At 57.3% G+C, this 11520-nt stretch carries 11 protein-coding genes; 4 read left to right on the forward strand and 7 right to left on the reverse strand.

Going from position 1 to position 11520, the window contains the following annotated elements; genetic code table 11:
• Positions 1–226 precede the first annotated feature (226 nt).
• Complete coding sequence (locus tag ACSEMK_RS15580; protein WP_087859786.1) at positions 227–2365, forward strand: ornithine decarboxylase; 2139 nt, start codon at positions 227–229, stop codon at positions 2363–2365.
• 44 nt (positions 2366–2409) lie between these two features.
• On the opposite strand, the gene ACSEMK_RS15585 is transcribed toward ACSEMK_RS15580, so the two are convergent.
• The 4 genes from ACSEMK_RS15585 to mutY all read right to left on the reverse strand — a co-directional run bounded on the left by ACSEMK_RS15585 (position 2410) and on the right by mutY (position 6343).
• Positions 2410–3663, reverse strand: a complete 1254-nt coding sequence (locus tag ACSEMK_RS15585) for a nucleoside permease (RefSeq protein WP_087859785.1) — start codon at positions 3661–3663, stop codon at positions 2410–2412.
• 186 nt (positions 3664–3849) lie between these two features.
• Positions 3850–4932 carry a membrane-bound lytic murein transglycosylase MltC gene (mltC, locus tag ACSEMK_RS15590; protein ID WP_015369719.1) on the reverse strand — a complete coding sequence of 361 codons (1083 nt, stop codon included), beginning with the start codon at positions 4930–4932 and terminating at the stop codon, positions 3850–3852.
• Between the two features lie 48 nt (positions 4933–4980).
• A complete protein-coding gene (locus ACSEMK_RS15595; RefSeq protein WP_045392090.1) occupies positions 4981–5256 on the reverse strand; it encodes an oxidative damage protection protein in 276 nt (91 codons plus the stop codon).
• A 28-nt stretch (positions 5257–5284) separates the two neighbouring features.
• Positions 5285–6343 carry an A/G-specific adenine glycosylase gene (gene mutY, locus ACSEMK_RS15600; protein ID WP_430915088.1) on the reverse strand — a complete coding sequence of 353 codons (1059 nt, stop codon included), beginning with the start codon at positions 6341–6343 and terminating at the stop codon, positions 5285–5287.
• Between the two features lie 136 nt (positions 6344–6479).
• On the opposite strand from mutY, the gene trmB reads away from it, so the two are divergent.
• From trmB to ACSEMK_RS15615, 3 genes are read left to right on the forward strand one after another with little or no spacing between them, the layout of a single operon-like run.
• Positions 6480–7199 carry a tRNA (guanosine(46)-N7)-methyltransferase TrmB gene (gene trmB / locus ACSEMK_RS15605; RefSeq protein WP_045392086.1) on the forward strand — a complete coding sequence of 240 codons (720 nt, stop codon included), beginning with the start codon at positions 6480–6482 and terminating at the stop codon, positions 7197–7199.
• Positions 7199–7525 carry a YggL family protein gene (locus ACSEMK_RS15610; RefSeq protein WP_015369722.1) on the forward strand — a complete coding sequence of 109 codons (327 nt, stop codon included), beginning with the start codon at positions 7199–7201 and terminating at the stop codon, positions 7523–7525. Before trmB ends, ACSEMK_RS15610 begins: the two co-directional genes overlap by 1 nt.
• A gap of 53 nt (positions 7526–7578) precedes the next feature.
• A complete protein-coding gene (locus tag ACSEMK_RS15615; protein ID WP_087859784.1) occupies positions 7579–8295 on the forward strand; it encodes a DUF2884 domain-containing protein in 717 nt (238 codons plus the stop codon).
• 46 nt (positions 8296–8341) lie between these two features.
• On the opposite strand, the gene ACSEMK_RS15620 is transcribed toward ACSEMK_RS15615, so the two are convergent.
• The 3 genes from ACSEMK_RS15620 to ACSEMK_RS15630 are packed head-to-tail and all read right to left on the reverse strand — an operon-like array spanning position 8342 to position 11509.
• Positions 8342–9589, reverse strand: a complete 1248-nt coding sequence (locus ACSEMK_RS15620) for a sugar ABC transporter permease (protein ID WP_213793576.1) — start codon at positions 9587–9589, stop codon at positions 8342–8344.
• A 4-nt stretch (positions 9590–9593) separates the two neighbouring features.
• Complete coding sequence (locus ACSEMK_RS15625; RefSeq protein WP_004181271.1) at positions 9594–10403, reverse strand: ATP-binding cassette domain-containing protein; 810 nt, start codon at positions 10401–10403, stop codon at positions 9594–9596.
• A 59-nt stretch (positions 10404–10462) separates the two neighbouring features.
• Positions 10463–11509 carry an ABC transporter substrate-binding protein gene (locus ACSEMK_RS15630; protein ID WP_213793575.1) on the reverse strand — a complete coding sequence of 349 codons (1047 nt, stop codon included), beginning with the start codon at positions 11507–11509 and terminating at the stop codon, positions 10463–10465.
• Between the last annotated feature and the right edge of the window lie 11 nt (positions 11510–11520).

The raw sequence follows: 11520 nt of genomic DNA on the forward strand, positions 1-11520 counted from the left end.
TTGCCGCTGCGTACTGCTGCGCGGTTTGCCTCATTCCTTACTCCCCCTGTTCACCATGCGGTGAAGGCCACGTATGCTCACTGTAGGACAACAGTAAGATCGGACGCGTCTGCTTTTACTGATGTCCGGCGGTCGGAGCTGAATTCCGTCAGACCCGGACACATCGTTGGGCAAGGCTCCACCTTTGCCTGAGATTTTTACACTCCCGATACGGGCATTTGCGCTTATGAAATCTATGCACATTGCCGCCAGCTGCGAGCTGGTCTCCCGTCTGTCCACCCATCGCCAGGTTGTGGCGCTGGACAGCACTGATTTTACCGATGCGGCAGCGGTCGTCATCACCGCGGCGGATAGCCGCAGCGGTATCCTGGCCTTGCTCAAGCGCAGCGGATTCAATCTGCCGGTCTATCTGTTTAGCGAAACGCAAACGGATAAGCCGGAAGGGGTCGTCGCGGTGATTAGCGGCAAAGAGCAGGAGTGGCTGGAGCTGGAAGCGGCCGCCTGCGGCTATGAAGAGAAACTGCTGCCGCCGTTTTTTAATACGCTTAGCCAGTACGTTGAGATGGACAACAGTACTTTCGCCTGTCCCGGCCATCAGCATGGCGCGTTCTTTAAAAAGCATCCGGCGGGCCGCCAGTTCTACGAGTTTTTCGGCGAGAACGTTTTTCGCGCCGACATGTGCAACGCCGACGTCAAGCTCGGCGATCTGCTGATCCATGAAGGTTCGGCGAAGCACGCGCAGAAATTTGCGGCAAAAGTCTTCAATGCCGATAAAACCTACTTCGTGCTTAACGGCACTTCCGCGGCGAACAAGGTCGTGACCAATGCGCTGCTGACCCGCGGCGATCTGGTACTGTTCGATCGCAATAACCATAAATCAAACCACCATGGCGCGCTGATCCAGGCCGGGGCGACGCCGGTCTATCTGGAAGCCGCGCGTAACCCGTTCGGCTTTATCGGCGGCATCGACGACCACTGCTTTGATGAAACCTACCTGCGCGAGCTGATCCGCGAAGCGGCGCCGGAAAAAGCCGACGCGCGGCGCCCGTTCCGTCTGGCGGTGATCCAACTGGGCACCTATGACGGCACGGTGTATAACGCGCGTCAGGTGGTCGATAAAATCGGCCATCTCTGCGATTACATTCTGTTTGACTCGGCGTGGGTCGGTTACGAGCAGTTTATCCCGATGATGGCTGACTGCTCGCCGCTGCTGTTGGATCTCAATGAAAACGATCCGGGCATTTTTGTGACGCAATCGGTGCATAAGCAGCAGGCCGGTTTTTCGCAGACCTCACAAATCCACAAGAAAGATAACCATCTGCGCGGCCAGGCGCGTTTCTGCCCGCATAAGCGGCTGAATAACGCCTTTATGTTGCATGCTTCCACCAGTCCGTTTTATCCGTTGTTCGCCTCGCTCGATGTGAATGCCAAAATCCACGAAGGAGAGAGCGGTCGGCGGCTGTGGGCGGAGTGCGTTGAGCTGGGTATCGAAGCGCGTAAAGCGATACTAGCGCAGTGTAAATTGTTGCGGCCGTTTGTACCGCCGCTGGTCGGCGGGAAACCGTGGCAGGAGCATTCGACGGCGACTATCGCCAGCGAACGACGCTTCTTTAGCTTCGAACCGGGCGCGAGCTGGCACGGCTTTAGCGGTTATGCTGACAATCAATACTTTGTCGATCCGTGTAAGCTGCTGCTGACCACGCCGGGCATCGATGCCGATAGCGGCGACTATACCGAGTTTGGCATCCCGGCGACCATCCTGGCGCACTACCTGCGCGAAAACGGCATCGTGCCGGAGAAGTGCGATCTCAACTCGATTTTGTTCCTGCTGACGCCGGCGGAAAGCGCGGAGAAACTGGCGCGGCTGGTGGCGATGCTGGCCCAGTTCGAACAGCATATCGAAGCGGATTCGCCGCTCGCCGAGGTACTGCCGACTATTTACCACAAATACCCGGTTCGCTACCGCGATTACACCATTCGCCAGCTGTGTCAGGAAATGCACGATCTGTACGTCAGTTTTGATGTTAAGGACCTGCAAAAGGCGATGTTCCGCAAGCAGAGTTTCCCGCCGGTGGTGATGAACCCGCAGGACGCCAACCGTGAATTTATCCGCGGTAACGTTGAGTTGGTGCGCCTGAGCGAGGCCGAAGGCCGCATCGCGGCGGAAGGGGCGCTACCGTATCCGCCGGGCGTGCTGTGCGTGGTGCCGGGCGAAATCTGGGGCGGCGCGGTGCAGCGCTACTTCCTCGCGCTGGAAGAGGGAGTCAATATGCTGCCAGGCTTTTCGCCGGAGCTGCAGGGGGTTTATAGCGAAACGGATACCGATGGTATTAAGCGGTTGTATGGGTATGTGCTGAAGAAATAAAAAAAACGCCCCGCCGAACAGGCGGGGCGTTTTGCTTTTGCCAATCAGGCGTGATGGCGCGCGGCGGCAGGTTGTCTGACGTGTTGATACTTAAACAGCGCCACGAAAGCGAAGGCCAGCACCAGCGAGTAGGCGGCGAAAATCAGCCACACGCTTTGCCAGTTAGTGATCCCCTCAACGGTAAAGTGCTCGACAACTTTGCCACTCACCATCCCACCAAGGATACAGCCGAAGCCGTTGGTCATCATCAGGAACATTCCCTGGGCGCTGGCGCGGATTTCCGGACGTACCTCTTTCTCAACGAACACTGAACCAGAGATGTTGAAGAAATCGAAGGCGCAGCCGTAGACGATCATCGACAGTACCAGCAGCACGGTACCGAACGGCGTCGGGTCGCCGAAGGCGAACAGGCCGAAGCGCAGCATCCACGCCACGATACTAATCAGCATCACGTTCTTAATGCCGTAGCGGCTAAGGAAGAACGGGATGGTCAGGATAAACAGCGTTTCGGAGATCTGCGAAATCGACATCAATACCGACGCGTGCTCGACGATAAAGCTACCGGAGAACAGCGGGTCTTTATCGAAGCTGTGCAGGAAGGTGTTGCCAAACATATTAGTGATTTGCAGTTCGGCGCCGAGCATCATGGAAAAGATAAAGAAGATTGCCATACGCTTGTTTTTAAACAGCGCAAAAGCGTTCAGGCCGAGCATCTCGGTCCAGCTCTGGTTACGTTGGGCGTTGGCGACCGGAATATGCGGCAGCGTCAGGGTGAACAGCGCCAGCAAGACCGACAGCGTCGCGCCGATATAAAGCTGCATATGGCTAAGCTCGAAGCCCGAGAAGCTAACGCCCCACATGGCGAGGATAAAGCCGATGGTGCCCCAGATACGAATTGGCGGGAAATCGGTCACGATATCCAGCCCCGCCGACTGCAGGCGGTAGTAGGAGATGGTGTTGATCAAGCCAAGCGTCGGCATATAGGCCAGCGAGTTAAGCAAGATCACGAGGAACATCTCGCCTGGCGTGGTGACCTGCGCCGCGAGGTACAGCGTTAATGCGCCGACCAGGTGGCAGATGGCATACACCCATTTGGCGCTGATCCATTTATCGGCGACGATCCCGAGCAACGTTGGCATCAGGACGGCGGCGATACCGAGCGAGCTATACACCGCACCGATGGCCGCGCCGTCAAACTTCAGCGTAACAAACATGTACGAGCCGAGCGTGGTCAGCCAACTCCCCCAAAGGCAGAACTGCAGGAACGACAGTATTTTTAACTGCAGCTTAAGATTCATGTATTTATCCTCACGAATGTGGGCTGGTTATGTTTTTTAAATAACATAACCACCGTTATTTTGATGCGATTCTATCATTCAGCGATTGCAAGCTTCTGTTAACTGCCGCAGAAAATCGAAAGATATTACGAAGTATGTCGTAAAAAAGAGAGGCCCGGTGCGATGTCCGGGCCTGCGGGAGAGGGGCTACTTACGGCGATAGCTTTTCTGCGCGGTGTTAACTTTATACAGATAACGGCGCGATTCCGCCGACGGATGGCGGGTGGTGAGCGTCTGGTAGACGTCGCCTGGGGCCATGCTGTTAATGATGTTCGCCGCTTGGACTTTATCGCTGGAGAAGACGCGCAGTACGCTGCCGGCGCCGCCGTTATAGGCGGTGATCACCGCGTAGCGACGCGAGGTGGGGTTATCGATGCCGGCGAGATAAACGTTGTTCAGCATCGCCAGATAGGCGGTACCGGTATCGATGTTATTCGCCGGGTCAAACAGATAGCTGCGGCTCGGCAGGCCGGATTTGCCCTGCGAGCGGAAGACGTCTTTCCCCGCGCTGTGCTGGACGACCTGCATCAGCCCCATGGCATCCGCGTGGCTTACCGCATAGGGGTTAAACGACGACTCTGTCTGCATTATCGCAAGGATCAGCGACTCATCTACGCCGTATTTACGCGAGGCCTGGCGCACCATACCGAGATATTTATGCGCACGTTTATCGAGGTGGTTCGGCACCAGGTTGATGGTGATGCTATAGACCACGCGCAGGCCATTGCTGCGGCTCTTCAGGCGGGTTTGCAGCAGATAATCGGCATAGCGCGCGGCGCGCCACTCCCAGCGGATGGATTCACCGGTGTTATCAACGACCTGGCCGTAGAGGAACGGTTCTTTGGAAATCTGAATATCATCGACATCGGAATAGAGGTCGATAGAGTTGGGGTCATCGCCCATCAACAGGGTTTTGATAATCGCCTGGCGTAACCGTCCTTGCGGATCGGTCCCGGCGATGGTCTCGACGGTAATCGTACCGGCATCAAAGTTGATGTGGCTGCGGGTTTGATACTGGTCGGTATATTTTACGTAGTCCTTCGGCCCGGCGAGCAGAACTTCGTTATACCCCCAAATGTTCTCGATGTTATGGGCAAACTGGCCCATCAGGATATCGAATCCGTTAGTGTCCTTGACCCAGGCCTCGTTATATTCGGCGCCTTTTTTATTGGAACTGGAACAGGACACGAGCAGTGGCGCAATCAGCGCGAGCGCTAAGTATTTTTTCATCATTCCGGGAGTGCGTGTTGTGTTTGTTTGGTAAAGGCCGTGAGGCCCTTACTGTTGTTCCGGCGGCGTGTAGCCTTCGATGTGAACGTCTTTCCCTTCAAACAGGAACTGCACCATCTCCTGTTCCAGCAGCTTGCGGTGCTCCGGGTTCATCATGCTGAGTTTTTTCTCGTTGATCAGCATGGTCTGCTTATGCTGCCACTGCGCCCAGGCCTCTTTGGAGATTTCGTTGTAAATGCGCTTACCGAGCTCGCCCGGATAGAGCTGGAAATCCTGGCCATCCGCTTCACGCTGCAAGAAAGTACAAAAAATCGTTCTGCTCATAATCAATCCTCTTTTATAGCCGAAAAAACTAGACCGGCGTTCCGGCTTTCAACTGTTGCAACAAGCGCTCCACGGGGGCCGCCAGTCCGACCGATGGCGGCTGCGCTAAGTTATACCAGAGTGCGTTACCTTCATCCATGCATGCGCCAGATGAGTGCACTGTAAGCCACATCGGCACAATATCCAGGTGGAAATGGCTGAAAGTGTGGCGGAAGGCGGTTAATTGCGTCAGATTATCGGCCTTTATCTGACGTTGCGCCAGCCACTCACGCAGCCCGGCTTCATCCTCAAACTGCGGAAAACAGAACAATCCGCCCCATAAACCCACCGGCGGACGTTGGGAAAGAAACACCTCGTCGCCGTGCTGCATCAGCAGGAAGTAGCCGGTGCGCTCCGGGATGGTCTGCTTCGGTTTTTTCCCCGGATATTCCGCCCATGAATGGTTAGCGTAGGCCACGCAGCCGTTACTCAGCGGGCACAGTTCGCACTTCGGCTTCGAGCGGGTACAAACCATGGCGCCGAGATCCATCATCGCCTGGTTGAAGCGTTCTACGCCCTGCGCCGGCGTCACCTCTTCGCTTATTTCCCACAGCCGTTTTTCCACCTCTTTTTTCCCCGGCCAGCCGGTCACAGCATAGCAGCGGGCGAGTACCCGCTTCACGTTGCCGTCGAGAATCGGATAATGCTGACCGAGCGAAAGGGATAAAATCGCCCCCGCCGTCGAGCGCCCGACGCCGGGAAGCGCGGCCACCTCTTCAAAGGTTTGCGGGAACTCGCCGCCGTGTTGCGTGGCGACCTGCTGCGCGGCTTTATGTAAATTGCGCGCCCGCGCGTAGTAGCCAAGGCCGGTCCACAGATGCAGCACTTCATCCAGCGGCGCGTTGGCTAAATCAACAACCGTTGGGAAACGCGCCATAAAGCGTTCAAAATAGGGAATAACCGTGGTGACCTGGGTTTGTTGCAACATCACTTCGGAGAGCCATACTTTGTAGGGCGTCTTGGCGATTTGCCAGGGCAGGGTTTTACGGCCGTATTTGTCGTACCAGTCCAGGACCTGGGCTGAAAATTGCGCGGCGAGAAAAGTCAAAGCTACGGCTCCGGAATCGCGATTACAGGGTGGCAGATTGCAGCACAAGGGCGAGTGGCTGTAAACCCTTGCATCCGCCGGGTAACTTTGGATAATGCCCGTTTTCCGAACACATTCACAAGCAGACTTAACTTTTATGAAAAACGACGTCATTTCTCCGGAATTCGATGAAAACGGTCGCCCGCTGCGCCGTATTCGTAGCTTCGTCCGTCGCCAGGGCCGCCTGACGAAAGGGCAGCAGCATGCGCTGGATAACATTTGGCCGGTGATGGGCGTTGAATTCAACGATGCGCCGCTCGATTTCGCCGCCCTGTTTGGCCGCGAAGCGCCGGTCACCTTAGAAATTGGTTTCGGCATGGGCGCCTCGCTGGTGGCGATGGCGAAAGCTAAACCGGAGCAAAACTTCCTCGGTATTGAAGTGCACTCGCCGGGCGTCGGCGCATGCCTGGCGTCCGCGGAAGAAGAAGGCGTACAAAATCTGCGCGTAATGTGTCACGATGCGGTCGAAGTGCTGCACACTATGATCCCGGATAACTCGCTGAATATGGTGCAGCTGTTTTTCCCTGACCCGTGGCATAAAGCGCGTCATAATAAACGTCGTATCGTGCAGCCGCCTTTCGCCGAGCTGGTGAAAAGTAAGCTGAAGCTGGGCGGCGTCTTCCATATGGCGACCGACTGGGAAGCCTATGCCGAGCATATGCTGGAAGTGATGTCTTCGCTGGAAGGCTATCGTAACCTGTCGGAAAGTAACGATTACGTACCGCGCCCGGAATCGCGCCCGGTAACCAAATTTGAACAACGTGGTCATCGTCTTGGCCACGGCGTATGGGACTTAATGTTCGAGAGGGTGAAATAATGGCCAAGAATCGTAGCCGTCGTCTGCGTAAAAAAATGCATATCGACGAGTTTCAGGAGTTAGGTTTCTCCGTAGCCTGGCGTTTCCCGGAAGGGACCAGCGAAGAGCAGATCGACCAGACGGTCAACGATCTGATTGAAGAGGTCATTGAGCCGAACAAACTGGCCTTTGACGGCAGCGGTTATCTCTCGTGGGAAGGGCTCATCTGCATGCAGGAAATCGGTAAATGTACCGAAGAGCATCAGGCCATCGTTCGCAAGTGGCTGGAAGATCGTAAATTAGCGGATGTGCGCACCAGCGAACTTTTTGACGTCTGGTGGGACTAAGTTTGACAAGGGTCGGCAATTGCCGGCCCGATTTGTCTTAAGGGAGTAAAAAGATGCGCAAAACGCTGCTGGCGGTGGCGCTTTCCGTCACCGCTTTGTCTGCCCACGCGGACTACCAGTGTAGCGTCACGCCGCGTGACGATGTGATCCTCAGCCCGCAGCAGGTGCAGGTGAAGGGTGAAAACGGCGATCTGGTGATTAAGCCGGACGGCAATCTGACCTTTAACGGTAAAGCCTATGCCCTTAGCGCCGCCCAGCGCGAACAGGCGCAAGATTATCAGGCCGGTCTGCGCAGCAGCCTGCCGTGGATTGACGACGGCGCGCGCTCGCGCGTCGAAAAGGGCCGCAAGGCGCTGGATAAAATCATCACCGAGCAGGTCGGCGCCAGCAGCAGTATGCATAGCCGCCTGACCAAGCTGGACGCGCAGCTGAAAGAACAGATGAACCGCATTATCGAACGTCGCAGCGATGGCCTGACTTTCCACTATAAAGCTATCGATCAGGTTCGCGCCGATGGCCAACAGTTGGTGAATCAGGCGATGGGCGGCATTCTGCAGGACAGCATTAACGAGATGGGCGCGAAAGCGGTGCTCAAAGGCGGCGGCAATCCGCTGCAGGGCATTCTCGGCAGTCTTGGCGGCCTGCAAACCGCAATTCAGGATGAGTGGAAAAACCAGGAAGCGGATTTTCAGCAGTTCGGCAAAGATGTCTGCGGCCGGGTGGTCTCGCTGGAAGAGAGCCGCAAAGCGCTGGTTGGCTCGTTAAAATAATCAAGATTTCGCGGCCCGCTTTCCTTTGGGCCGCGCTCTTCTCCACTCAGGCCCGGCCGTGCGACACGCGTGAACGGCGAGCCAGAGAATCAATGATGACCGCAATCGCCAATACCGCGCCGGTAATGATATAGCGCAGCGATGACGGCAGGTTCAACAGCGTCAGCCCATTTGAAATCGACTGAATCACGATGATCCCCAATAGCGCGGACCAGGCGCTGCCGCGTCCGCCGAACAGGCTGGTGCCGCCGATCACCGCCGCGGCGATGGCGTTGAGGTTGACGTCGCCGGTGCCGGCCTGCTGGCTGGCGGAAGCCAGTCGCGACGCCGCGAGAATGCCGCCGAAGGTCGCAAGCGTGGTACACAGTACAAAAGCGCTCACATAAATCACCCGCACGTTAATCCCCGAACGGCGCGCCGCTTCACGGTTGCCGCCAACCGCGAACATCGAGCGACCCCATTTTGTCCGTTTCAGCGCGTAGTTGAGGATCATCACGCAGGCGACAAAGAGACCGAAAATCCACGGAATACCGCGCCCCTGATTGAGGTAAAGCACCGCGGCCTCGAAGATAATCGTCAGCGCGATCGCGCGCGCCAGTAGCGAGCTGACTCCCTCGGCGGAAAGATTGGCCGCCAGGCGCCGCGAGCGTTTTTTCAGACCAAAGACAATAATCGCCAGCCCTGGCAGCAATGCCATCAGGTGTGAGAACCAGCCGGGCATCACCAGCAGTTGGCCAAAGCGTACCAGCGGCGATGTGTAGGGCAGGTTAATGCTGCCGCTCGGCCCGAGGATATACAGCTGCATGCCCAGCAGCGCCAGCAGGCCGGCGAGGGTGGCGACGAAACTCGGCATTCCGACGCGGTTATACAGCAGCGCGTAGACCAGCCCGACGGCCACGCCGCAGGCCAGCGCCACGGCGATGGCTCCCGCCAGCGGCCATCCTGCGTTTACCCACAGCACGCCGACGATAGCCGATGCCAGGCCGCTCATGGAGCCAACCGACAGGTCTATCTCGCCAAGCATCAGCACGCAGACGACGCCGAGCGAGATAAACCCGACCGTCGCGCAGTCAAACAGCAGGTTCACCAGGTTATTCGGCGCGATATAGACCGGATTGAGAAAGGTGAATACCAGGGAAATCACAATCAGCCCGGCTATCACCGGCGCGGTGCCGAGGTCGCCGGTTTTGATGCGGGTTATCTGCGCGCGCAGGGCGCCAAACAGCCCCTCGTCGTGACGAACGCGCTCATCGCTGCGGTCCAGCGCGGTGTGGGATGCGGTCTTACTGTTCATAAAATTACATCGCTCCGGAAGTCGTGGGCTGTGATTTACGTTCAACCCGGCGTGAGACGGCGTTTTCCGTCGCGCCGGTGATCGCGGCGACCAGATCCTGATTAGAAGCATCGGGCGTGAAGATCCCTTTGTTGCGCCCGAGACGCAGCACCACGATACGGTCGGCGACGGCGCGAACGTCTTCCATGTTGTGACTGATGATGATGACGCCAAGCCCGCGCTCGCGAACGCGCTCAATCAGGTTGAGTACTTCCGCGGTCTGCGCGACCCCCAGCGCCGCGGTGGGCTCATCGAGCATAATGATTTTAGGGTTCAGCAGCAGCGAACGGGCGATGGCGACGGTCTGCCGCTGGCCGCCGGAAAGCGATGCCACCGGTTCGCGTACCGACGGAATACGTGCCGCCAGCTCCTGCAGCAGCGTCCAGGCCTTCACTTCCATCGCTACTTCATCGAGCTGGAACGGCGAAATTTCATGGCCCAGAAACAGGTTTGCCACTACATCAAGGTTTTCGCACAGCGCCAGATCCTGAAACACCGTAGCAATACCGTATTCCAGCGCTTTGCCGGGGCTATCGAGGGTGACGGGGTTGCCGTCAAACTCAATGGTGCCGGAGGTCGGCTGGTGGACGCCGGCGAGGATCTTCACCAGCGTGGATTTGCCCGCGCCGTTGTCTCCGACTAGCGCGACCACCTCGCCGGCGTGGACTTCTAATTCGATATCCGTCAGCGCGGACACCGCGCCAAAATGCTTAGAGACGTTGCGCAGTTGCAGTATTGGCCGCCCGGCGGCGGAGTTGTGTTGTTGTTGCGGCATACAAAACGACCTCAATAATGGCGAAATCACGCCCGCCGTGGCGGGCGCAGGGGCACAGCTTACTTGCTGATGCCTAACTTCTGGCAGGCGGCGGCGTACTCGCCGCTACACACCTGATCCCAGGTCTGGATTTTTTTATCGAAGATTTCCGCTTTGATGTTTTTGGCCGTCACCACTTCCGGGGTAAATAGCTGGGAAGGGGTGTTGTACAGGGTGGTGCTGGCCTGCGGTTTTTTGCCCTGAATAAAATCAACCGCCACTTTGGCCGCCGCCGCGGCGACGATCTCCGATGGCTTGGAGATGGTGTTGTACTGGTCGCCGGCGATGATCAGCTGCAGCGCGGCGATAGTGGCGTCATTGCCGGTGACCGGCGGCAGCGGCTGGACGCCGGCAGCCTTAAAGGCGGCAATCGCGCCGCCGCCGGTACCGTCGTTCGCCGCGACCACGCCCTTAATTTTGTCGCCAAAGCGGGTAACCTGCCCGGCGGTCCACTCCTGGGCTTTCGGCGGCGCCCACTCCGGGGTGTCAAATTCGGCCAGCGTTTTGTAACCGGACTCTTTCAATCCGCGATGGATACCGTCGCGGATCAGCCCTGCGGCGGCATCGGTTGGCGAACCGTTAATTTGCAGCACACCGGCATCCTGCGGCACGCCGCTCGCTTTCAAATGGTCGGTGAGAGATTTCGCGATGGCGTAGCCAATGCCCTCGTTATCAAACGAAACATAAAAATCGGCCGGTTTGTTTGGCACCGGGCGGTCATAGGCGATGACCTTAACCCCTTGAGCCTGGGCGTTTTCGACCAGCGCGGCGGCGGCGGAAGAGTCAACCGGATCCAGGACGATCACTTTCGCCCCTTGGGCGATAACCGAGTTGAACTGCTGCTGCTGAAGCGACGCGTTGGCGTTGGCATTCTGATAAATGACCTTACAATCCGCGCAAAGCTTGCTCATTTCCGCCTTAAAACCGGGGAAGTCGTGCTGCTCATAGCGGGTAGAGGCCTGATCGGGCATTAAAAAGGCCACGGTGGCGGACTCTGCAGACCAGGCTGAAGCCGTGATGGTGCCGGATAGTGCGGCGAGTGTGATAAAAATATTACGGTAATTCATTGTGTTACCCT

It is taken from the genome of Klebsiella sp. K-3, from assembly GCF_051207495.1.
Classification (GTDB): domain Bacteria; phylum Pseudomonadota; class Gammaproteobacteria; order Enterobacterales; family Enterobacteriaceae; genus Klebsiella; species Klebsiella aerogenes.